Source organism: Micromonospora sp. NPDC053740 (genome assembly GCF_040677775.1).
GTDB classification, from domain to species: Bacteria; Actinomycetota; Actinomycetes; order Mycobacteriales; family Micromonosporaceae; genus Micromonospora; species Micromonospora alfalfae.
This window is the reverse complement of the sequence record NZ_JBFASO010000001.1, coordinates 250,213-271,496: the sequence shown is the minus strand read 5'-3', so window position 1 is coordinate 271,496 and position 21,284 is coordinate 250,213. Positions and strand designations below refer to the sequence as shown.

The 21,284-nt window shown below is 70.0% G+C and carries 19 protein-coding genes and 1 pseudogene; 14 read left to right on the top strand and 6 right to left on the bottom strand.

Annotated features, from left to right (window positions below):
- The first annotated feature begins 120 nt into the window (after positions 1-120).
- Complete coding sequence (locus tag AB0K35_RS01205; protein ID WP_363882773.1) at positions 121-870, top strand: glyoxalase; 750 nt, start codon at positions 121-123, stop codon at positions 868-870.
- 19 nt (positions 871-889) lie between these two features.
- On the opposite strand, the gene AB0K35_RS01200 is transcribed toward AB0K35_RS01205, so the two are convergent.
- Positions 890-1,528, bottom strand: coding sequence for a helix-turn-helix domain-containing protein (locus tag AB0K35_RS01200; protein WP_363882770.1), 639 nt, complete (start codon positions 1,526-1,528; stop codon positions 890-892).
- Between the two features lie 61 nt (positions 1,529-1,589).
- Between AB0K35_RS01200 and AB0K35_RS01195 the strand changes: the two genes are divergently transcribed.
- Positions 1,590-2,258, top strand: coding sequence for a class I SAM-dependent methyltransferase (locus tag AB0K35_RS01195; protein WP_238669480.1), 669 nt, complete (start codon positions 1,590-1,592; stop codon positions 2,256-2,258).
- Positions 2,259-2,458: 200 nt separating this feature from the next.
- The gene (locus tag AB0K35_RS01190; RefSeq protein WP_238669479.1) at positions 2,459-3,631 is read left to right on the top strand and encodes a beta-propeller fold lactonase family protein; all 1,173 of its coding nucleotides are present in this window, start codon (positions 2,459-2,461) and stop codon (positions 3,629-3,631) included.
- Between the two features lie 59 nt (positions 3,632-3,690).
- On the opposite strand, the gene AB0K35_RS01185 is transcribed toward AB0K35_RS01190, so the two are convergent.
- Both AB0K35_RS01185 and AB0K35_RS01180 read right to left on the bottom strand, forming a co-directional pair.
- Positions 3,691-4,557, bottom strand: coding sequence for an aldo/keto reductase (locus AB0K35_RS01185; RefSeq protein WP_363882765.1), 867 nt, complete (start codon positions 4,555-4,557; stop codon positions 3,691-3,693).
- A 182-nt stretch (positions 4,558-4,739) separates the two neighbouring features.
- On the bottom strand, positions 4,740-5,042 hold the full coding sequence (locus AB0K35_RS01180; protein WP_238669477.1) for a helix-turn-helix transcriptional regulator: 303 nt from the start codon (positions 5,040-5,042) through the stop codon (positions 4,740-4,742).
- Positions 5,043-5,107: 65 nt separating this feature from the next.
- Here AB0K35_RS01180 and map point away from each other — a divergent pair, with 65 nt between their 5' ends.
- The 4 genes and pseudogenes from map to AB0K35_RS01160 all read left to right on the top strand — a co-directional run bounded on the left by map (position 5,108) and on the right by AB0K35_RS01160 (position 9,527).
- Positions 5,108-5,881 (top strand): type I methionyl aminopeptidase, encoded by a 774-nt coding sequence (gene map, locus AB0K35_RS01175; RefSeq protein ID WP_238669476.1) that lies wholly within the window; start codon positions 5,108-5,110, stop codon positions 5,879-5,881.
- A 185-nt stretch (positions 5,882-6,066) separates the two neighbouring features.
- Positions 6,067-6,741 (top strand): annotated as a pseudogene (locus tag AB0K35_RS01170) (CDP-alcohol phosphatidyltransferase family protein); the annotation flags it as partial.
- 293 nt (positions 6,742-7,034) lie between these two features.
- Positions 7,035-8,690, top strand: coding sequence for a sulfatase-like hydrolase/transferase (locus tag AB0K35_RS01165; protein WP_363882761.1), 1,656 nt, complete (start codon positions 7,035-7,037; stop codon positions 8,688-8,690).
- Between the two features lie 36 nt (positions 8,691-8,726).
- On the top strand, positions 8,727-9,527 hold the full coding sequence (locus AB0K35_RS01160) for an FkbM family methyltransferase (protein ID WP_363882758.1): 801 nt from the start codon (positions 8,727-8,729) through the stop codon (positions 9,525-9,527).
- Positions 9,528-9,539: 12 nt separating this feature from the next.
- Here AB0K35_RS01160 and AB0K35_RS01155 read toward each other — a convergent pair whose 3' ends face one another.
- Positions 9,540-9,938, bottom strand: a complete 399-nt coding sequence (locus tag AB0K35_RS01155; RefSeq protein ID WP_363882755.1) for an NUDIX domain-containing protein — start codon at positions 9,936-9,938, stop codon at positions 9,540-9,542.
- A gap of 69 nt (positions 9,939-10,007) precedes the next feature.
- Here AB0K35_RS01155 and AB0K35_RS01150 point away from each other — a divergent pair, with 69 nt between their 5' ends.
- The 3 genes from AB0K35_RS01150 (at position 10,008) to AB0K35_RS01140 (ending at position 13,100) form a co-directional block, all read left to right on the top strand.
- On the top strand, positions 10,008-10,427 hold the full coding sequence (locus AB0K35_RS01150; protein ID WP_363882752.1) for an ASCH domain-containing protein: 420 nt from the start codon (positions 10,008-10,010) through the stop codon (positions 10,425-10,427).
- A gap of 70 nt (positions 10,428-10,497) precedes the next feature.
- Positions 10,498-11,262 carry an ABC transporter ATP-binding protein gene (locus AB0K35_RS01145; RefSeq protein ID WP_363882749.1) on the top strand — a complete coding sequence of 255 codons (765 nt, stop codon included), beginning with the start codon at positions 10,498-10,500 and terminating at the stop codon, positions 11,260-11,262.
- Positions 11,259-13,100: a hypothetical protein gene (locus AB0K35_RS01140; protein WP_238669471.1), complete on the top strand. Its 1,842-nt coding sequence runs from the start codon at positions 11,259-11,261 to the stop codon at positions 13,098-13,100. The genes AB0K35_RS01145 and AB0K35_RS01140 overlap by 4 nt, the downstream gene beginning before the upstream one ends.
- A gap of 9 nt (positions 13,101-13,109) precedes the next feature.
- Here the strand turns inward: AB0K35_RS01140 and AB0K35_RS01135 are convergent, their stop codons facing one another.
- On the bottom strand, positions 13,110-14,102 hold the full coding sequence (locus AB0K35_RS01135) for a hypothetical protein (protein WP_363882746.1): 993 nt from the start codon (positions 14,100-14,102) through the stop codon (positions 13,110-13,112).
- A 76-nt stretch (positions 14,103-14,178) separates the two neighbouring features.
- On the bottom strand, positions 14,179-14,883 hold the full coding sequence (locus tag AB0K35_RS01130) for a permease-like cell division protein FtsX (RefSeq protein ID WP_357359778.1): 705 nt from the start codon (positions 14,881-14,883) through the stop codon (positions 14,179-14,181).
- A 128-nt stretch (positions 14,884-15,011) separates the two neighbouring features.
- Between AB0K35_RS01130 and AB0K35_RS01125 the strand changes: the two genes are divergently transcribed.
- The 4 genes from AB0K35_RS01125 (at position 15,012) to nrfD (ending at position 21,241) form a co-directional block, all read left to right on the top strand.
- The gene (locus AB0K35_RS01125; RefSeq protein ID WP_363882743.1) at positions 15,012-15,809 is read left to right on the top strand and encodes a PrsW family intramembrane metalloprotease; all 798 of its coding nucleotides are present in this window, start codon (positions 15,012-15,014) and stop codon (positions 15,807-15,809) included.
- A gap of 148 nt (positions 15,810-15,957) precedes the next feature.
- On the top strand, positions 15,958-19,233 hold the full coding sequence (fdh, locus tag AB0K35_RS01120) for a formate dehydrogenase (RefSeq protein ID WP_363882740.1): 3,276 nt from the start codon (positions 15,958-15,960) through the stop codon (positions 19,231-19,233).
- A 2-nt stretch (positions 19,234-19,235) separates the two neighbouring features.
- Positions 19,236-20,279: a 4Fe-4S dicluster domain-containing protein gene (locus tag AB0K35_RS01115; protein ID WP_363882737.1), complete on the top strand. Its 1,044-nt coding sequence runs from the start codon at positions 19,236-19,238 to the stop codon at positions 20,277-20,279.
- A complete protein-coding gene (gene nrfD, locus AB0K35_RS01110; protein WP_363882734.1) occupies positions 20,276-21,241 on the top strand; it encodes an NrfD/PsrC family molybdoenzyme membrane anchor subunit in 966 nt (321 codons plus the stop codon). The genes AB0K35_RS01115 and nrfD overlap by 4 nt, the downstream gene beginning before the upstream one ends.
- Positions 21,242-21,284: the final 43 nt, after the last annotated feature.

Genomic DNA, 21,284 nt, shown 5'->3' with positions numbered 1-21,284 from the left:
GCCCCGGTTGCGGCCGCTGGTCGGAGCCCGCCTCCTCCCTGGGTAGGAGACGAAACCCCTCGAGGGTCGCTCGGTGATGCTGGCACAATGGCCGGCCTGCCGACCGGACGGGGATCGACGATGACGACCAATGCGGACCGTGTCCAACCGAACGAGACCACAGTGCCGCTGCTGCACTGCCCGGCCCCGGAGGAGACCCTGGCGTTCTGGCGGGCGCTCGGCTTCGAGGTGGCCTACGAGCAGCTCAAGCCGTACGTGTACCTGGCCTTCACCTGGAGTGGGCTCCAGCTGCACTACGGCCCGGCGCCCAAGGACCTGGACCCGGCGAAGGAGCATTCCGGCGGCTGCCTGGTGATGGTGGACGCGGTGGCGTCGTACCACGCGGTGTTCACCGAGGCGATGCGCCGCAGCTACGGCAAGGTGCTCGTCAAGGGCCTTCCCCGGATGACCCGCTACCGCGCCGGGGCGTCGCGGTTCAGCATCGTCGACCCGTCGGGCAACACCATCGTGTTCATCCAGCGGGACGAGCCGATGGAGGTGGAGTACGGCGGGTCGCAGGAGCTTGACGGGCTGGCCCGGGTGCTCGACAACGCGCGGATCCTGCGCGAGTTCAAGATGGACGACCGGGCGGCCTACCGGGCGCTCGACTCGGGGATTCGCCGCCGCGCCGAGGACGCCCCGGTGGTCGAGCGGGCGACGGCGCTGGCCGGCCTGATCGAGCTGGCAACCGCGTTGGGCAAGGCCGACCGGGTGCCCGAGTGGGGTGCCCGACTCCGGGCGCTGTCCCTGACCCCGGAGCAGCGGACGCAGGTGGCGCAGTACGTCGCCGACCCCACCCTCCTCGAACCGTGGTGGCCCGACCCGCGCTGACCCCTGACCTCCCCGCGCCTCACGCGCCGTCGGCGCAGAGTTGGGAGGTCAGGGCGGTGCGGGCCCACTCCTCCCACGCGTCCGGTGACCAGTCGCGGTCCCGGACGAAGATCAGGTAGAGCTGCGGGCTGAGCAGGCCGAACAGCAGGTCCGCGGCCATCTCGACGGAGAGGCCGGGACGGGTGTCGGGCTTGCCGACCAGGGCTTCGGCCACCGCGTACTGCACCGTGTAACGCGGGTCGGGGCCGTCCGGCCACTGTGCGGCGATCTCCGGGTCGGTGGCTGCGGCAGCCGCGATCAGCGGCATGATCGGGGCGACCCGGCCCAGGATCTCGCGGGTGCCGTGGACGTGCGCGCGCAATTGCCCGGCTGCGGTGGGCTCGGCGCACGCGGCGCGAAACCACTCCCGATCCATTGTGGCGACCGGCTCGGTGTCCCCGGCGATGGACGTATCGACGACGTCCTTGAACAGCGTGCGCTTGTTGCGGAAGACGAAGTAGACAGTTTGGACGGCCACGCCCGCCCGGTCCGCGACCTCCTGCAGGCTCGTCGCCCCGTAGCCCTGCGCGATGAACAGCTCGCGAGCCGCCTCGACGACCTTCTCGCGGGTGCGGCGGGAGCGCTCGGCTCGCTTGTCGGGCCGCTTGACTCTGTCCATATTGCGAGCCTACCTTTAGAGTCAGTCACTAGAGTTGCACTATAAATTCTTGGAGGAGACGATGAACCAGCCCCACGCCACCCCGAACCCGGGACCGGACCTGGCCTCGACGCGGCGCGACACGGAGGAGGAGTCCGTCCACCGCGCGCTGGAGGGCTACTACCGCACCGGCAAGCCACCGTGGGACACCGGCGTGACTCCGCCCGAGCTGATCGACCTGGTGGAGGGGCGCGGCGCACTACCGCCCGGCCGCGCCCTCGAACTCGGCTGCGGCACGGGGACCAACGCCACCTACCTCGCCCGGCACGGCTGGGACGTGGCGGCCGTCGACCTGATCGACCGCGCCGTCGACCAGGCCAGGGAGAAGGCCGCGGCGGCGGGAGTGGCCGTACGGCTGCTGCACGGAGACGCCACCCGCCTCGACGAGCTGGACCTGCCAGGCCCCTTCGACCTGTTCTTCGACCTGAGCTGCTACTGCGGGGTCCCACTGCACCGCCGCGACGCCTACGCCGCCGGGCTCACCCAGCGCGCCGCCCCCGGAGCGCTGTTGCTGATGTTCGGGTACGGCCCCGAGCCGCTCGGCAGTCCGATCCCCGAGGTCACCTCGTGGGCGGCGGGCGTCACCGCCGACGAGCTCCGAGCCAGGTTCACCGGCTGGGAACTGATCGACGTCACGCCGGGCACCAACTCGGTGCCGACCTTCTGGTTCACGCTGCGCCGCGACGCCTAGCACCCTGCGGAATTCCGCCCCGACGCGCCGAAGGTCCGCTTCGCCGTAGGCCAACGTCCGCCTGCCCGCCCGGGGATTCCACAGAACGGCACGAAATTACCGCTTTAGGGTAAGTATGGCCAACCCGCCTAGCTGCTCCGATACCTTTTGAAGGAGAGGAAAACTCGTATTCCTCCCTTCGGGTGCATAAGGAGTCAGAGATGAAGCGCAGCGTCGCGCTCGCGGCAGCCCTCCTGGCAGGCCTGACCAGCGTCGGATCGATCCCGGGGACCGCCTTCGCCGATGGCGGCGGCCCTGGGTACCACGACGACCGCAAGGGGGGTGATCACCACCACGGCGACGAGGGCGCGGTCTTCGTCCAGACCAACAAGGCCGAGGGCAACACCATCAAGGTGTACGACCGCGACGAGGACGGCCGTCTCACCAAGGCCGGCGAGTACGAGACCGGCGGGCTGGGCGGCTTCACCATCGGCGCGCCACTCGACGCGCTGGCCTCGCAGGGTTCCCTGACCTACCACAAGGGGCTGCTGTTCGCGGTGAACGCCGGCAGCAACACCGTGACGGTCTTCCGCGTCGAGGGCACCCGGCTGCACAAGCTCCAGGTCATCTGGTCCGGCGGTCTCCTGCCGGTCAGCGTCGCGGCCCGTGGTGACCTCGTCTACGTGCTCAACGCCGGTGGCGAGGGTTCTGTGCAGGGCTTCGAGCTGCAGAAGGGGCGGCTGTCCCGGATCGAGGACGCCAACCGGTCGCTCGGGCTGCACAACGGCAACCCGCCCGCGTTCGGAACCGCCCCGGCCCAGGTCAAGATCGACCCGGACAGCGAGTTCGTGCTGGTGTCCACCAAGGGCGCCAACGTCATGTTCAGCTACGAGATCGGTCGCCACGGCGAACTGTCCCGCAACCCCGTCATCAGCGACGCGGGCAACACCCCGTTCGGCTTCACCTTCGACACCGAGGACTCGCTGCTGGTCACCGAGTCGGGCGCTAACGCGGTGAGCCGGTTCGAGCTGGAGGACGACGGCGCACTCGACCAGGTCGGCCCGTCGGTGCCCAACGGCCAGCAGGCGCCGTGCTGGATCCAGCGCGTCGGCGACTACTTCTTCGTCGCCAACGCCGGCAGCTCCACCATCAGCTCCTACCGGGTCAACGACGACGGCAAGCTGGAAATCGTCAAGAACGTCGCCGCCGACACCAACGGCGGGTCGATCGACATGACCACCAGCGACGGCTTCCTGTACGTGCAGAACGCCACCGCCGGCAACGTGCAGGGCTACGAGGTCAACGACGACGGCTCTCTGAAGCTCGTCACCACAGTGGAGGGTCTGCCGAAGTTCACCGACGGCATCGGCATGGAGGGCATCGCCGCCTCCTGAGCACGCCACCCGCTGGTCCCGGTCGCTCGTCGACCGGGACCAGCTCCTGTCGGGGGTCGCTAGTCGAGGCTGGCCAACTCGTCAGGCGACAGGACCAGCGCCCCGGCGGCCAGGTTCTCGACCAGGTGATCGGGGTTGCCGGTACCGGGGATGGCCAGCAGGTGCGGGCCGCGGCTGAGGGTCCATGCGATCCGCACCTGTGCCGGCGTCACGCCGTGCGTGCGCGCGATGGCCTCCACTGCCGTGTTGGCGGCCACGCCGCCGGTCTCACGTCGGTCGCCGGCGATCGCGAAGAACGGCACGAATGCGACGTTCTGTTCACCGCAGGTACGCACGAGCTGATCCTGCGTACGTCGGGTGTCCACACCGTACGTGTTCTGCACGCAGACCACCGGGGCGATCGCCTGCGCCTGCGCGAGGTGGTGCGGACGGATGTTGGACAGGCCGAGATGCCGGATGAGGCCGGCGTCACGGAGTTCGGCCAGCGCGCCGAAGTGCTCCGCCACCGAGTCCAGCCCGTCCTGGCGCAGGTTCACGACATCCAACTGGTCGCGGCCGAGTTGGCGCAGGTTCTCCTCGACCTGCCCACGCAGCTGATCCGGCCGGGCCAGCGGCTGCCACTCGCCCGAGGGGTCGCGGCCCGGTCCGACCTTCGTCGTGATGACCAGGTCGTCGGGGTACGGCGACAGCGCCGTGTTGATCAACTCGTTGGCCGACCGGAGCGGCGAGAAGTAGAACGCGGCAGTGTCGATGTGGTTCACCCCGAGGTCGACCGCCTGGCGTAGCAATCTGATGACCCGCGCGCGGTCGCTCGCCGCGCCGGCGCTACCCGTCAGGCGCATCGCGCCGAATCCGATCCGATTGACGGTGAGATCGCCGAGCGTCCAGGTGCCAGCGGATTCCGCACTGATTGTGGTGGTGGGCATTGGGCGAACCTAGCCACCGCCGCTGACCTGCGCAGTCGGGCGTCTGCCCGATACCGGTCGGGAAGGATCGCTGTTAGGTTATCTATCGTGGGAAGCGCTTTTCCGGCGGCACAGTGACAGCCTGCGGTTCAAACGGATCCTGACCGCATTCGCGTTTGGCGCTGGCGACAGGCCGTCGCGCGCTAGGAGGCCAACCGCTCGCGCGCGGGGCGCGTCGGTCGAGGCAGTTCGGCACCGCCGTCCGGCTTGTTGATCTCCGACCAGACGGCGTCGAGGGAGAGGCCGAGGACGTCGGCGATCGCCGCGATGGTCGGGAAGGCGGGGGTGGCTATCCGGCCGGACTCGATCTTTCGAAGGGTCTCTGGTGAGACGCCCGCGTCCAGCGCGGTGAGGAGCATCGAACGCTCTCCACGGGCTCGACGCAGGAGCGCGCCGAGGCGCTGTCCGCGTTCGAGCTCTTCGGGAGTGAGCGGCAACCTGACCATGTCCCGATTCTAGTACCGGGATAATATGGCCGGGATACTTATTGGTCGCCCGAGGAAGGCGCTGCATGATCGAGATCCTGAGCCCCACCGACGTGCTGCGAGCGAAGGACACCGGCGCGCTGGTCGCCGGCATCCTGCAGACGTTGAAGAGCCGCTGCGTGGTCGGCACCAACCTTCTGGACATCGACCGGTGGGCGCAGGCCATGATCACCGAAGCCGGGGCGCAGTCCTGCTACGTCGACTATGAGCCGTCCTTCGGGCGGGGGCCGTTCGGCCACTACATCTGCACGTCGGTCAATGACGCAGTGCTGCACGGGTTGCCGTACGACTACCCGCTCGCCGACGGCGATCTGCTCTCGCTCGACCTCGCCGTCTCCCACCGTGGGGTCGTCGCGGACTCGGCCATCAGCTTCATGATCGGCGACGTCCGACCACCGGAGAGCGTCGCGCTGATCGACGCGACCGAGCGCGCGTTGCGGGCGGGGATCGCCGCCGCCGGCCCCGGCGTTCCCATCGGTGACATCTCCCACGCGATCGGCTCGGTCCTCAACGCGGCGGGATACTCGGTCAACACGGAGTTCGGCGGCCACGGCGTCGGATCGACGATGCACCAGGACCCGCACGTCTCCAACACCGGGCGCCCCGGTCGCGGCTACCGGCTACGCCCGGGGCTGCTGCTGGCGCTGGAACCGTGGGTGATGGCGGACACCGCCACGCTCGTCACCGATGCCGACGGCTGGACCCTCCGCAGCGCGACGGGCTGCCGGACGGCGCACAGCGAGCACACCATCGCCATCACCGACGACGGTGCGGATGTGCTCACGCTGCCGACGCCCTGACCCGTACGGCACGATCGACGCCCTCATCGGTGAGCCGACGACGGGCCACCCACGATGGGCGATTAACCGCCCGTCGAAGGGGCACGTCCTCCGTGGCGCCCTGCCGGGTCGCGTTCAGAATGAACCGATCGGTCATATTTTCCGTGATGACGGTCAGGGTCACCCACCAGAGTCACGGAGGCACGATGTCAACGGTTCGAACTGGTCCGGTCATCGGACTGCTCGTGCAGATCGTCCTGCTGGCGGTGCTGGCGGAGACGGTCGGTCTGGGCACGGCGGGCTGGGTGGCGGGTCTGGCGTACGGGATGGTCCTGTGCGCCCTGCTCAGCAAGGGGATGTCCCGCTCGGGCGCGGGCGCGCTCAGCCCGGCGGACCGGGTGACCCTGAGCCGGGCGATCCTCGTCGGCGGCGTGACGGCCCTGGCCGCCGACTCGTTCGGCCGGTCGGCGCCGGTCACAGTGATGGTCGTCCTCACCAGCGTGGCGTTGGCCCTCGACGCCGTGGACGGATACACGGCCCGCCGCACCGGGACCACCAGCGAACTCGGCGCGCGCTTCGACATGGAGATCGACTCCTTCCTGGTCCTGGTGCTCTGCCTGCACGTGGCACCCACGGTGGGTGCCTGGGTGCTCGTGATCGGCGCGATGCGCTACCTCTACGGCGCCGCGACCTGGGTGTTGGAGTGGATGCGGGGATCCGCGCCACCGCGGTACTGGAACAAGGTCGTCGCCGCGACCCAGGGCGTGGTGTTGACGGTGGCGATGGCCGACATCCTGCCCGCGCCGCTGACGACAGTGGTGCTTGTGGCGTCGGTGGCACTGCTTGTCGAGTCGTTCGGGCGTGACGTCGCCTGGCTCTGGACGACCCGGCACCTCCGCCACACCGTCATCCACTGCGCCCCGGACGCGACTGTCCAACCGGCCAGCTCGGCGAGCCACAGCACCCCGAGGGCCGCAGCAGGCCTGGCCGAGCTGACCCCGGGCCAGACCGATGGGCTGCAGTGGTCGGACCGTCCCACTGTCACGGTGGCCCGACGCGGGATCGCCCGCGTCTGAGCCGCCCGGACGCCGCGCCCAACAAAGATCATGGAAGGATGCCCGGGTTGTCGCTCTTGACGCGCGTACGGCAGCTGCCGAGCCAGGGACGGAGGGCGATGACTGGCGAAACCTCCGGCGGGACCGCCGACGGCACCGATGCCGAGGAACGGCCGAGACGCTCCGTCGCCGCCCGGCTGACGACAGTGCTGGCCGCGCTGCTCGTCCTGCTCGTCCTCACCGTGCCGTACGACTTCGGCCGACTCAGCCCGGCGGCGTTCGCGCGGATCCCCCTGGAGGCGCTGCTGGTAGTGGCCCTCCTGCTCGCTCTGCCCGCTCGCGGCAGCCGACTGGTCGCGACGGTGGCCGGCGCGGCACTCGGCCTGCTCGGCCTGTTGAAGCTGCTCGACCTGGGCTTCACCGCCGCGCTGAGCCGGGCGTTCGACCCGGTGCTCGACTGGGCGCTCCTCGACGAGGGGTTCGCCTTCCTCAGCGAGTCGTACGGCCGACCGGCCGCCATCGGCGTCGCCATCACCCTGGCGGTGGTGCTCGTGGGCCTGCCCACACTGGTCACGCTGTCGATGCGGCGACTGCGGCGGCTGGTGGTCCGGCACCGCACCGGGACCACCCGGATCGTGGCCGCGCTGGTGGTCGTCTGGGTGGCCTGCGCCGCGTTCAACGTGCGGGTGGTCGAGGGCGTGCCGGTCGCCGACACGTCCGCGACCACACTGGCCAACGGTCACGGCTTCCAGGTGCGCCTGCGCCTCGACGACCGCGAGACGTTCGGCGCGCTGATCGAGGCCGACAGGTACGGTGACACCCCCGGTGACCAGCTACTGACCGCGCTGCGCGGCAAGAACGTGGTCGTCGCCTTCGTGGAGAGCTACGGCCGGGACGCCGTCGAGGACCCGGAGTTCGCGCCGCAGGTCGGTGCGGTGCTCGACAGTGGCACCAGCGAGCTGAGCGCGGCGGGTTTCGCCGCGCAGAGCGGCTTCCTCACCTCGCCGACCTTCGGTGGCGGCAGTTGGCTCGCGCACGACACGCTGCTCTCCGGCCTCTGGATCGACAACGACCAGCGGCACCGCACCCTGCTGGCCAGTGACCGGATGACCCTCAACGGCGCCTTCCGCCGGGCGAACTGGCAGACCGTCGGCGTGATGCCCGCCGTCACCAGGGCCTGGCCGGAGGGTTCCTTCTTCGGCTACGACCGGTTCTACGACGCCAGGAAGCTCGCGTACCGTGGCCCGAAGTTCAGCTTCGGCACCCCGCCCGACCAGTACACCCTCGCCAGCTGGCAGCGCCTGGAGCAGGCGAAGCGCGACGGCAATGTGATGACCGAGCTGGCACTGGTGTCGAGTCACGCGCCCTGGACACCCGTCCCGCCGCTGCTCGACTGGGCCGACGTCGGCGACGGCGCGGTCTACCGTGGGGCCGGCGTGGGCAGGTCCGACGACAAGCGCCGCAACACCGCCCAGATCCGGGCGGACTACCGAAAGTCCATCGAGTACACCCTCGGCGCGCTCATCTCCTACGTGCGGACCTACGGAGACGACGACCTCGTGTTCATCGTCCTCGGTGACCACCAACCAGCCGCAGTCGTCACCGGCGAGAACGCCAGCCACGACGTCCCGATCTCGATCATCACCCGGGACCGGGCCGTGTTGGACCGGATCTCCGGGTGGGGCTGGCAGGACGGGCTGAAGCCCGGGCCGCAGGCGCCGGTCTGGCGGATGGACGCCTTCCGGGACCGGTTCCTGACCGCTTTCGGACAGTAACCCGGCCACCTCTCTCACGGACTGGACCCCAGACAGATGACGGCTACCACCGACACCAGGATCGCCGCGCTCCGGACCGACCCGACAATGTCGCTGCTGCACCGGTCGCTTGACGTCTACTACGGCGATCCCGAGCGGGACGCGAGGATGGACGCGTTCTACTCCCGCTTCGTCAGCGGCGGGGACCTCGTCTTCGACATCGGCTCCCACGTGGGCGACCACATCGCCAGCTTCCGTCGCCTCGGTGCCCGGGTCGTCGCTGTGGAACCGCAGCCGCTGTGTCTGCGCGCCCTGCGGGCGATCTACGCCGACGACGACAAGGTGACAGTTGTGGACGCAGCGTGTGGCGCGCTCTCTGGGCGCACCCGGTTGCACGTCAACTCCGCCAACCCCACCGTCTCGACCGCCTCACCGGACTTCGTCCGCGCCGCGAGGGGCGCGGGCGGGTGGGAGGGCGAGGTGTGGGACACCGACATCGAGGTCGCGGTGGTCACCGTCGACGCGCTGATCGAGACGTACGGCGTGCCGACCTTCACCAAGATCGACGTTGAGGGTTTCGAGGACGAGGTGCTGGCCGGCCTGAGCCGCCCGCTGCCCGCGTTGTCGTTCGAGTTCACCACCATCGCGCGTGCGGTCGCCGACAGGTGTCTCGATCGCCTGACCGCGCTGGGCTTCGACGGGTTCGACGTCGCGGTGGGCGACGACAAGTCGATGACGTTCCGACGTTGGATGTCAGCGACCGACCTGGCGACGCACCTGCGCGACCTGCCGCACTCCGCTAACTCCGGCGACGTGTACTGCGTGGCGCGCGACAGGCAGACCATCACCACGCCGTAGCCGTACCCGACGTCAGATCATGCGCAGGACGAGCGCGGCGGAGACCGCCAGCTCACGATCGAGCACCTCGTCCCGGGGGACGAACACCATCGCCTGCCCCTCACCGAGGACCACGTCCTCCTGACGGGCCGTGGTGGTGCCACGGAACACGTGGACAGTCACGGTGTGCGGGAAATCCGCCTCGTACGGGCGCGGTCCGCTCCACAGCGGGTGCAGCTCACCCACTGTCAGACCAGTCTCCTCCAGTAGTTCGCGGCGGGCCGCCTCCTCCGGTGACTCGCCGGGCTCGGCATGGCCACCCGGCAGGCTCCACTGGCCCGGCGAGACGGCCACATCCTCGTCGCGGTGCTGCAGGAGCACCGCGCCCGACGGATCGACGAGCAGCACGAGGGCGACGCTGTAGGTGGCCATGACGAAACCGTGCCACGTCGCCGCGAGCATGTCGACGACGGCCGCGCCCGGGTCGCGTACGCTCCGCGGATGGACCTCGATGATCTTCCGCTTGCCGAGTTCGCGTTTCCGGGGCCACTGCGGGACAGGCTCGTTGACGCGATCCTGTCCGGGGCGAAGACGTCGACGACCGGTCTGCTGGTCGGGTACGAGTGCGCGAACGAGCCGCTGCCCGAGGTGGGTCAACTGTCCGCGGTGGTGGACTCCGCCGGCCGCCGGGTCGCGGCCATCGAGCTGACCGATGTACGGGTGGTCCGCCTCGCCGACGTCGACCTGCCACACGCGCTGGCCGAGGGGGAGGGCGACGAGTCGCTGGCCCAGTGGCGTGCGGGGCACGAGGAGTTCTGGCACAGCGCCGAGGTACGCGCCGAGCTGGGCGATCCAGAATTCACAGTGGACGATGACACGCTGGTGGTGACCGAACGCTTCCGGCTGCTGCACGTGGCCTGAGGGTGTCCGACCACTGTGGAGGCCCGAGCAGTGGGCCACGCCGTCGTGCACTGTCACCTATGCTCGGCGCGTGATCCCCCCGGCACTCGAGATCCGTGGCCTGGTCAAGACCTTCGCGGCGCATCGCGCTGTGGACGGCGTCGATCTGACCGTGCACCCCGGCACCTTCCACGGCATTGTCGGGCCCAACGGCGCCGGCAAGTCCACCACCATCGGGATGGCAGTCGGTCTGGTCACCCCGGACTCCGGGCAGATCCGGATCCTCGGCCACGACGCGCTGCGCGACCGCCGTGGGACCCGCGCGCTGACCGGCGTGCTGCCCGACGGCCTCGACTTCCCCGAACGCCTCACCGGCGCCGAACTGCTGCGCTATAGCGCCGGCCTGCGCGGGCTGCCCCGGGCCGCGGCCACCGACCGTGCCGCCGAGCTGATCGAGGTGCTCGGCCTGGCCAAGGGTGCCGGCACCCCGTTGGCCGACTGCTCCACCGGCACCCGCAAGAAGCTCGGCCTCGCCCAGGCGCTGCTGCACGCGCCCCGGCTGCTCGTGCTCGACGAACCGTTCGAGGCGGTCGACCCGGTCTCCGCGGCCACCATCCGCCGGGTGCTGCGCCGGTTCGTGGCCGGCGGCGGCACCTGCGTGCTGTCCACCCACTCGATGCTGCTCGTCGAGCAGATGTGCGACGAGGTCACCGTGATCCATCAGGGCCGGGTGGTCGCCGCCGGGACGGTCACCGAGGTCGCCGCCGGCAGCAGCCTGGAGGACCGGTTCGTCGAGTTGGTCGGCGCCGAAACCTCCGGCAGCGCCGGTCTGGACTGGCTGACCGGGGCACGATGAGCGCGGAACTGACCGCCCCCGACCGGTTGGGCGGCACCCTCGGCGCGATGGCGGTACCGGCCCGGATGCGCGCGACGATGCTGCGTCGCTCGTTGCGCGAGCACCCCGGCCCCACGGTGGCCGGTCTGGTCGGTCTGCTCGCCGCCGCCTGGTTGATCCGGTACGCGCTCCGCGGTGACCAGCACACACTCGGCCTGCTCGCCGGGGCGTGGGTTCTCGGCTGGATCGTGTTGCCCCTGCTGCTCGGCGGCGGTCGTGGCCGGGTCCGCCCGGCCCACCTGCGGTTGGAGCCGATCGGCGGGGTTCCGGCCGCGATCGGTCTGCTCGCCGCGTCGGCGATCGGTATCGGTCCGGCTGTCTCGCTGGTGGCACTCGCCGCGCTGCCGGTGCACGCCACCCGGTACGGCACCGTCGCGGTCCTCGTCACCGCCGGCGGCGCGGTGCTGCTCTGGCTGCTCGGGCTGATCGGCTCGGCCATCGCGCTGGAGGTCGTCGGCCACGCCGGCGGTCCGGCCGGGGCGCTGCTCACCGGCGTCTTCACCGGTACGGCGATGGGTGTCGCCGGGTCGCTCTGGGCGGTCTTCCCGTGGGTGTCGGTCCTGCTCGTGGCAGCGCCGGGAGAGGTGGTCCGGGCCATGGCGTACGTGCCGAGCGCCTGGCCGGTCGCCGCCGTGACCGGGCCAACCGGGCAAGGGGTGCGCCTGATGGCGACCCTGGTGGGAATCGTGGCGCTCTGCGCCGCCGCGTACATCATGCTTGTCCGAAGGGTGATCGCCGCCGGCGCGGCGTTCCGGCCGCGCCGGACCGTGGCGGCGTCGACGGCCGCGGTTGAGCGCGAGTGGTGGGCGTGGGTGCCGGCCGCGACGCGGGCGGTCGCGGGCCGTGAGTTGCGGGCCTGGACGCGGCATCCGCTGCGGTTGCAGTATCTGGCGTTCGCTGTGGTGTACGGGGCGCTGCTCGCCGGGCTGCCGCTGCTGTCCGACGTGGACCTCCTGCTGCCGTGGGCCGGGCCGCTCGCAGTGCTCGGCGCGGCGGCGATGTCGGCCGGGCTGGTCGGGCTGGACGGCACCGCGCTGTGGCTGCCGCTCACCACACCGGGCGGCGAACGGGCGGAGGTCCGGGGACGGGCAGTGGCCTGGCTGGTGCTGGTCACCCCGATCGGGGTGCTGCTCGCCGTCGCCGGTGTCCTCCTCGCGCCCGACGTCGACCCGCTGGCAGCACTCTCCACCCTGCCGGCCCTGCTCGGCGCGGGCGCGTCGGTGCCGGTGTGGGTGTCGTTGCTGCGCGTACGCCCGGTGGCCGACCCGCGGCATCCGACCGCGGCCGACAACCCGACCGACATCGTCAGCGTGCTGGTTGCCACAGCGGCCGGGCTGCTCGCCGCCGCGCCGGTGCTCGCCCTGGCCTTCTGGGGCCCGTCGGCGGTGGCGCCGCTGTTGCCGCTGGTCGGGCTGCTCGGAGGCGCCGCCGCCTGGTGGGGTGGCGTGTGGTTGGCCGACGAGCGGCTCGCCCGGCGCGGCACGACTGTGCTCGCCGCGGCCGGTCAGCGGAGCCGCCCCCCGGAGACGGCGCTCCCGCTGACGTGGGACGCGCAGTGGTATCGGGAGAACAAGTCGACAGCGTGGGCGCTGGGGTTGCTGACCGTCGGGTGGATTCCGGTGATCCCGCAGGGGTTGATGCCGCTGGCGTTCGGAATCGACAGCGGGTGGATCGTGGCCGGTCACCTGGGCGGGAGCGCGCACACGGCGGTGGGGTTGGCAATGGTCGGTCTGGGCGTCGCGATGCTGCTCACCGGCCTGGTGCTGTGGGATCGTCGAGCGCAGCCCGGCGGCTCCTGATCCACAGCTCTACCACAGCGCCAGTTGACCCTCGACCTCGTCCGTGTGTGGCTCCCGGAGCTGCCAGAGGCGGAGCACCCCGAGGCGGGCGTCGTGCGTCATCCACCGCCCGTGTCCACCGGCGGACCGGATCGAGTTCTGGGGCATGTCGACGCCGTAGTCCAGCACGGTCTGCGGGCGCAGCGTGCGGGTGGAAAGCAGGAGATGCTGCTCGGCGTCACCCTCGTCGGTCGCGACGCCGACAATGACCCAGTCGTCGGATACGACGGCCGCGGTCTCGTGCATCCGGTAGTCGTCGGAGTCGCCGAACTCCGGGATGTCGTCGTAGCGGCGCTCCACCCGGGCACTGTCGTCGGCGACATCGCGTATCGCGATCCGGCCGCTGCCGTGCGGCATGGAGAGGTAGAAGCTCCCGCTGGCGTTCATGTCGGCCAGACAGCCGTTCAAGCTCTGCCCGGCGGCCAACCGCCGATCGCCAGTCGTCCAGCGGTAACTGAGGCAGGTCTCCGGTCCCACAGCGACATGCAGCCCGACGTGCTGTCGATTGGCGTCCAGGATGAATGTGGCGAAGCCCTCAACGGTCTGAAGGGGGCGCCGGTCCACCTCGGACCCGCCCCCGGACGCGTCCAACACGACGAGTTGGTCGCCGGCAGCGTCGGGCAGAAACAACCAGAGAAGGTCGTCCCCGGCCAGGTGACAACTCGGCCGGGGCCAACCTGTCGAGAAGACAGTGCCGTGCTCGACCTCCCACAGGACCCGGCCATCGGCGCTGCGGACCTGCACCTGGCGGGGTCCCACGAGCGCGAACCGCGACAGGTCCGCAGCCACGCCGACGGCCAGGCTCGGGTCCTCGTCGGAGGACTCCCACGCCAGCGCGACGGTCAGGTCCGAGTGCAACACGCGCAGCGAACGACGGCTCCACGCCAACAACCCCGTGCCGGTCAGCCACTCGACGACGGTCGGCGGCGTCATCACTGTCTCGGCGATCAGCAACGGGCGCACAGCCGTGAGCCTACGCACGACGAGAAGCTGTGGTCGTGCTCGCAGTCAGGAGCCATGGCAGTGGATGCCGCAGGCGTTACAGCATCGCCAGAGGGGCAAGGGGTACGCCGTCGACTCCGTCGAGCCTCATCAGCTCGCCCACGCCAGATCCTTGTCCGTTCAGGGGCATCTCGAACCGCCACGACTCGTGCGTCATCTGCGGTTGGAGCTGCGTGGACAGGTCACCCTTGCCCTGGCACCGCTTGCGCAGGCGCTCGTACGCGGCGTCGCGGTCCTCGAATTCGATCGACTTCGCCGTTGGGAGTGCCCGGACGGCCTTCTCCACGGCGGCGCGTTGTTCGTCGGTCGCCGACGACGTGAGCCGGACGATGACGCCGATCCGCGATGGCCGAGGGTCGACGTCCGCGATCCTGAGCGCCACGTCCTGCACGCCGTCGGCCTCAACCATCACCAGTTCGATCGCCTCGGCGATCGACGCGTCGGTGACTGTGGCGTGCAGAAGCTCCGGCATGTACTCCGGCTTGAGGGCCGCCAGCAGGTCGGGCTGGTCCTTCAGATCCGCCTTCTGGCGCTCGTACGCCTGCTCGCGGGTTTCCAGGGACACCTCAGTGACACTGGGCATCGACCGGAGCTGCTGCTCCACGCTGCCCTTCTGCGCCACGGTCACGTCGTTGTCGAGGAAGACGGTCAACGCCACGTCCCCGGGTTCCTCTGGTTTCGAGGTGCAGGCGGGAAGGGCGAGCAGGACGACGAGTGACAGTAACGGTGCTCCGCGGCGCATGGGCGCAGATCGTAGCCATCACTCGCGTGCATCGCCGTCCCTTGACAGCTGACGTCGCCGCTGGGAGGTCGTCAGGATCTCGGTGCCGGGGCTGGTCTTCGTAACAGTGGTCCGCCAGACTGCGCGGTATGCGTGATCGGTGGCGCCGGTGGGCGTGGGTCGGAGTGCTCGTCATCGGGTTGATCCTCTATGTGGCGGTGCTGCGGACCTTGGTCAGCACCAAGAATCCGAACTTCGTACCGGCGTTGATCCTGCTCGGGTCGACGCTTGTGCCGTTGACGTTCCTGACGTTCGCGCAGGCCCGGACCGGGCGGTGGCAGGTGCCGGCGTCGGTGCTGGTGACGTCGGCGTTCTTCGGCGGTGTGATCGGCACTGTGGTCGCCGGCACCCTTGAGTACGACACTCTGCGCGGCCTCGGCACCCTGCCGATGCTGTTCGTCGCGTTGATCGAGGAATCGGCGAAGCTGATCGTCCCGGTGGTGCTGCTGTTCACGGTGGTGGCCCAGCGTCGCCGCCGGGTGCCCTCCGACGGGCTGATCATCGGCATCGCCGCCGGCATGGGGTTCGCCGCGCTGGAGACGATGGGTTACGCCTTCAGCGCGCTGCTGAGTTCGCAGGGCAACATCGGCGCGGTGGAGCAGACGCTCTTCATCCGGGGCCTGACGGCGCCCGCCGGTCACACCGCGTGGACCGGGCTGACCGCCGGCGCGCTCTGGGCGTTGCTGGCGAGCCCGAGCGTCGCTCGGCTCTTCGGGTTCATCGGCACGTTCGTGGGTGTCGTCGTCCTGCACACCCTTTGGGACACGTTCTCCGGTTCGCTGGTCTTCGTCGTGTTGGCGATCATCAGCATCGGCTGGTTGTTCTGGGAGCTGCGCCGCTACCGGACCTTCAGCGATCAGCACACCGGCCAGCTGCAACCGCACTGACCAGCGCCGTACTCCCATGCCTCTCCCGGCCCTCGCACCACACTGCCGGGGGAGGCATGACTGTTGGTGATCTCGCTGCGACCGGGCCGGCACCTCATCTAACGTCAGAGTGTTCATATTTGGCGGGATAGGTCGGGAAGGTGCGGCGATGGGGGTGCGCAGCTGGTTCGAGGGTTGGCCGGTCTACCGCCAGCTCACCGGCACGGACCCGCTGGGCCGGGGTGCCGCGGCGAAGTCCGACGGGTCCCGCGCGCTCACCGCCCGCACCGATACCGCCGATTCGATGGCGCGCTCCGTCTGCCCGTACTGCGCTGTGGGTTGTGGTCAGCGGGTGTTCGTCAAGGACGGGCAGGTCAGTCAGATCGAGGGTGATCCGGACAGCCCGATCTCGCGGGGTCGGCTCTGCCCGAAGGGTTCGGCGAGCAAGAGCCTGGTCACCAGTCCGCTGCGGCAGACCACTGTCCGCTACCGCCGGCCGTACGGCACCGAGTGGGAGGACCTCGACCTCGACACGGCGCTGAACATGATCGCCGATCGGGTCCTGGCCGCCCGGGACGAGACCTGGGAGGACGTCGACACGCAGGGTCGACCGCTCAACCGGACGCTGGGTATCTCCAGTCTGGGTGGGGCGACGCTGGACAACGAGGAGAACTACCTCATCAAGAAGTTGTTCACCGCGATGGGGGCTCTCCAGATCGAGAACCAGGCCCGTATTTGACACTCCTCCACCGTCCCCGGTCTGGGGACCAGCTTCGGTCGTGGCGGCGCCACCCAGTACCAGCAGGACCTGTCGAACTCCGACGTCATCGTCATCCAGGGTTCGAACATGGCCGAGGCACACCCGGTGGGCTTCCAGTGGGTGATGGAGGCCAAGCGTCGGGGGGCGAAGGTCTTCCACGTCGACCCGCGGTTCACCCGTACCAGCGCGCTGGCTGACTCGTACCTGCCGATCCGCGCGGGCACCGACATCGCGCTGCTCGGCGGGGTGGTGCGCTACATCCTCGACAACGAGCTGGACTTCCGGGAGTACGTCGTCGCCTACACCAACGCCGCGACGATCGTGACCGAGGAGTACGCCGACACCGAGGACATGCACGGCCTCTTCTCCGGCTTCAACGACGACAACGCCACCTACGACCAGGCCAGTTGGCGGTACGAGGGTCACTCGCAGAACCAGACGACCCGCGACAGCGAGACGCAGCGGGAGACGGCGGCCGGGCTGGAGAACGAGTCGCACGGCGCGCCGGTCGGCGGCGAGACCCAACGTGACGAGACGTTGCAGCACCCCCGCTGCGTCTACCAGATCCTCAAGCGGCACTTCGCCCGCTACACCCCGGAGATGGTGGAACGGGTCTGCGGCATCCCGCAGGAGAAGTTCTTCGAACTGGCCCGGGCGTGGACCGAGAACTCCGGCCGTGACCGCACCGGCATGCTCGTCTACTCGGTGGGCTGGACGCAGCACAGCGTCGGCGTGCAGTACATCCGCACCGGCGCGATCATCCAGCTCCTGCTGGGCAACATGGGCCGCCCGGGTGGCGGGGTGATGGCCCTTCGCGGGCACGCCAGCATCCAGGGCTCGACCGACATTCCGACGTTGTTCAACCTGCTGCCGGGCTACCTGCCGATGCCCCACCACGCCGAGCACCCGACCCTGGACAAGTGGGTGGACAGCATTGCGCACCCCGGGCAGAAGGGCTTCTGGGGCAACGCCCGCACCTACGGCGTCAACCTGCTCAAGGCGTACTGGGGTGACGCGGCCACCGCCGACAACGACTACTGCTACGGGTACATGCCGCGGATGACCGGCGACCACGGCACCTACCAGCAGGTGCTCGACATGATCGACGGGAAGATCAAGGGCTACTTCCTGCTCGGGCAGAACCCGGCCGTCGGTTCGGCGCACGGCCGGGCGCAGCGGCTCGGCATGGCCAACCTCGACTGGCTCGTGGTCCGGGACCTGTTCATGATCGAGAGCGCCACCTTCTGGCAGAACGCGCCGGAGATCGAGACCGGCGAGATCGCACCCGAACGGTGCCGCACCGAGGTGTTCTTCCTACCGGCCGCGTCGCACGTGGAGAAGGAGGGCACCTTCACCCAGACCCAACGGCTGTTGCAGTGGCGGGAGAAGGCCGTCGAGCCGCCAGGCGACGCCCGCTCCGAACTCTGGTTCTTCTACCACCTCGGTCGCGTCATCCGGGAACGGCTCGCGACGTCGACGAAGCCACGCGACAGGGCGCTGCTCGACCTCGCCTGGGACTACCCCACGCACGGCCCGAACGTCGAGCCGAGCGCCGAGGCGGTGCTGCGCGAGATCAACGGGTACGACGTGGCCACCGGTCGGCCGCTGGCGTCGTTCACCGAGATGAAGGACGACGGCTCCACCGTCGGCGGTTGCTGGATCTACACCGGGGTGTACGCCGACGGCGTCAACCAGGCGGCCCGCCGCAAACCCGGCTCGGAGCAGTCCCTGGTGGCGCCCGAGTGGGGTTGGGCGTGGCCGGCGAACCGGCGCATCCTCTACAACCGTGCCTCCGCCGACCCCGACGGCAACCCGTGGAGTGAGCGCAAACGCTACGTCTGGTGGGACGCGGACAAGAGCGAGTGGACAGGCTACGACGTGCCGGACTTCGAAAAGACCAAACCGCCGTCCTACCGACCGGAGCACGGCGCCTCGGGTGTGGCGGGCATCGCCGGCGACGACCCGTTCATCCTCCAGGGAGACGGCAAAGGCTGGCTGTACGCGCCCACCGGCGTGCTCGACGGACCGATGCCCACCCACTACGAGCCGGTCGAGTCGCCGGTGCGCAACCCGCTCTACCGACAGCAGGCCAACCCGACCCGCAAGGTCTACACCCACCCGATCAACACACTCAACCCGAGCCCGCCGGAACCGTACAGCCAGGTGTTCCCGTATGTGTTCACAGTCAGCCGGCTCACCGAGCACCACACCGCCGGTGGGATGAGCCGGACGGTGTCGCCGCTCGCGGAGCTGCAACCGGAGATGTTCGTCGAGGTGTCGCCGGAGTTGGCTGCCGAACGTGGTCTCACCCACCTGGGGTGGGCACACATGGTCACCGCCCGTGCGGCCGTCGAGGCGCGGGTGCTGGTGACCGACCGGCTCACCCCGTTGCGGGTGGACGGTCGGATCATCCACCAGGTGTGGTTGCCGTACCACTTCGGTTTCGAGGGTCTGGTCACCGGTGACTCGGCGAACGACCTGTTCGGTATCAGCTTGGACCCGAACGTGCTGATCCAGGAGAGCAAGGTCGGCACCTGCGACATCCGATCCGGGCGGCGCCCGCGAGGCGCCGAGCTGCTGGCTCTCGTCGTCGACTACCGGCGACGGTCCGGCGACCTCAACCCGCACTATCCACCGCAGGTCACGACCGACTCCGCGGACAGCGGCCCGGACCAGGAGGTCTGACCATGCCCCACACCAACGCCCTGTACGGGCCGCTGGACCCCGCACCGGACGCCGGTTACGAGAACCCGCCGCCGCAGATGGGGTTCTTCACCGACACCAGCGTCTGCATCGGCTGTAAGGCGTGCGAGGTGGCCTGCAAGGAGTGGAACGGTGTCCCGGAGAGTGGGCTCGACCTGCTGGGAATGTCGTACGACAACACCGGAGCGCTGACAGCGAACTCGTGGCGGCACGTCGCGTTCGTGGAGCAGCCCCGTTCGGCCGGCTGGGCGACTCCGGCGTTCGCGGGGGACCCGGACGGGCCGGCGATCAGCCCGGTGACGGCGGCGGCCGGCGCGCATACCAGCACCGACACCGGAACGTACCCCGGCCTGCCCACCGGCTCGCCCGCCGCGGCGGCCCGCATGTCGGGCGGACCGGAGTTTCTGGGGATGCCGGGTGCGCAGCCACCGGGGAGGGGCTCGGGCGCGGAGGGGCGGACGGATTTCCGCTGGCTGATGATGTCGGATGTGTGCAAGCACTGCACCCATGCGGCCTGCCTGGATGTCTGCCCGACAGGTTCGCTGTTCCGGACGGAGTTCGGCACAGTGGTGGTGCAGGAGGACATCTGCAACGGCTGCGGTTACTGCATCTCCGCCTGCCCGTACGGCGTCATCGATCAACGCAAGGATGATGGTCGGGCGTGGAAGTGCACGCTGTGCTACGACCGCTTGGGCGCGGGCATGACCCCGGCGTGTGCGCAGGCGTGTCCGACGGAGTCGATCCAGTACGGAGAACTGGACGAGTTGCGGGAGCGGGCCGCCGCGCGGGTCGCGAAGCTGCATGAGCGCGGAATGCCGGAGGCCCGGTTGTACGGGCACGACCCGAACGACGGCGTTGGTGGTGATGGTGCGTTCTTCCTGCTGCTCGACGAGCCGGAGGTGTACGGACTGCCACCGGACCCGATCGTCACCACCCGCGACCTGCCGGCCATGTGGAAGCGTGCCGGCCTGGCGGCGATGACGATGGCGGCCGCCACGGCCGTCGCGTTCCTGGGCAGGCGGCAATGACCCGCGGCGGCGAGCAGCTCACCGTGCCGCCAGCCGACTTCGCCTCCTACTACGGCCGCCCGGTTCTGAAGCCGCCGGTGTGGAAGTACGACATCGCCGGCTACCTGTTCACCGGAGGCCTCGCCGCCGGAAGTGCGCTGATCGGCGCGGGCGCCCAACTGACCGGACGACCCGGGCTGCGCACTGTGGGCCGTTGGACAGCTCTCGGCGGTGTCGCCGCCAGCACGTACCTGCTGGTCCACGATCTTGGCCGACCGGCCCGGTTCCATCACATGCTCCGGGTGGCCAAGGTGACCTCGCCGATGTCGGTCGGCACCTGGATCCTCGCCGCGTTCGGCCCGCTGGCCGGTGTGGCCGCGGTCGCCGAGCTGGCGCCGCTACTCCCGCAGCACGGTGTGCTCGGCCTCGCCCGTCGGATCGCACCGCCCGTCGGCAACGTCGCCGGCCTGGCTGCCGCGGCAACCGCGCCAGCGCTGGCGACGTACACCGGGGTGCTGCTCGCCGACACGGCCGTGCCGTCCTGGCACGACGCCTACCCGTCGCTGCCGTTCGTCTTCGCCGGCAGCGCGCTCGCCGCCGCGTCCGGGATCGGCCTGATCGCGGCACCGGCCGCCGAGACCGCCCCACTGCGACGACTCGCCCTGGCCGCCGCCGCCATCGAGTTTGGCGGAGGGCACCAACTGGAGCGGCAGGGCCTCACCAGCGAGCCCTACAGGCACGGACGCAGCGGCCGGCTGGTCAAGGCGGGACGCGTCCTGCTCGCCGTGGGCACCGCCACCGCGCTGCTCAGCCGACGCAGCCGGGTCCTGGCGGCGATCTCCGGCGCCGCCCTCGTGGCATCGTCGGTCGCCACCCGGTTCGGCGTCTTCGAGGCGGGCCGGGTGTCGGCCCGCGATCCGAAGTACACGGTCGTGCCACAACGGGGGCGGCTCGACGAGAAGAGGTCGGCCACCCAGCTCTGAGCGGATCGGCGCAACGGAAGGCGCCCCCTTCAAGGGGACGCCT

Coding starts and splice junctions, on each gene's coding strand:
- AB0K35_RS01115 (WP_363882737.1), top strand. CDS start 19,236: ATGCCCCACACCAACGCCCTGTACGGGCCGCTGGACCCCGCACCGGAC.
- AB0K35_RS01200 (WP_363882770.1), bottom strand. CDS start 1,528: ATGGACAGAGTCAAGCGGCCCGACAAGCGAGCCGAGCGCTCCCGCCGC.
- AB0K35_RS01155 (WP_363882755.1), bottom strand. CDS start 9,938: ATGGCCACCTACAGCGTCGCCCTCGTGCTGCTCGTCGATCCGTCGGGC.
- AB0K35_RS01165 (WP_363882761.1), top strand. CDS start 7,035: ATGACTGGCGAAACCTCCGGCGGGACCGCCGACGGCACCGATGCCGAG.
- AB0K35_RS01130 (WP_357359778.1), bottom strand. CDS start 14,883: ATGCGCCGCGGAGCACCGTTACTGTCACTCGTCGTCCTGCTCGCCCTT.
- AB0K35_RS01185 (WP_363882765.1), bottom strand. CDS start 4,557: ATGCCCACCACCACAATCAGTGCGGAATCCGCTGGCACCTGGACGCTC.
- AB0K35_RS01140 (WP_238669471.1), top strand. CDS start 11,259: ATGAGCGCGGAACTGACCGCCCCCGACCGGTTGGGCGGCACCCTCGGC.
- AB0K35_RS01195 (WP_238669480.1), top strand. CDS start 1,590: ATGAACCAGCCCCACGCCACCCCGAACCCGGGACCGGACCTGGCCTCG.
- AB0K35_RS01160 (WP_363882758.1), top strand. CDS start 8,727: ATGACGGCTACCACCGACACCAGGATCGCCGCGCTCCGGACCGACCCG.
- AB0K35_RS01190 (WP_238669479.1), top strand. CDS start 2,459: ATGAAGCGCAGCGTCGCGCTCGCGGCAGCCCTCCTGGCAGGCCTGACC.
- AB0K35_RS01125 (WP_363882743.1), top strand. CDS start 15,012: ATGCGTGATCGGTGGCGCCGGTGGGCGTGGGTCGGAGTGCTCGTCATC.
- AB0K35_RS01180 (WP_238669477.1), bottom strand. CDS start 5,042: ATGGTCAGGTTGCCGCTCACTCCCGAAGAGCTCGAACGCGGACAGCGC.
- map (WP_238669476.1), top strand. CDS start 5,108: ATGATCGAGATCCTGAGCCCCACCGACGTGCTGCGAGCGAAGGACACC.
- AB0K35_RS01205 (WP_363882773.1), top strand. CDS start 121: ATGACGACCAATGCGGACCGTGTCCAACCGAACGAGACCACAGTGCCG.
- nrfD (WP_363882734.1), top strand. CDS start 20,276: ATGACCCGCGGCGGCGAGCAGCTCACCGTGCCGCCAGCCGACTTCGCC.
- AB0K35_RS01150 (WP_363882752.1), top strand. CDS start 10,008: ATGGACCTCGATGATCTTCCGCTTGCCGAGTTCGCGTTTCCGGGGCCA.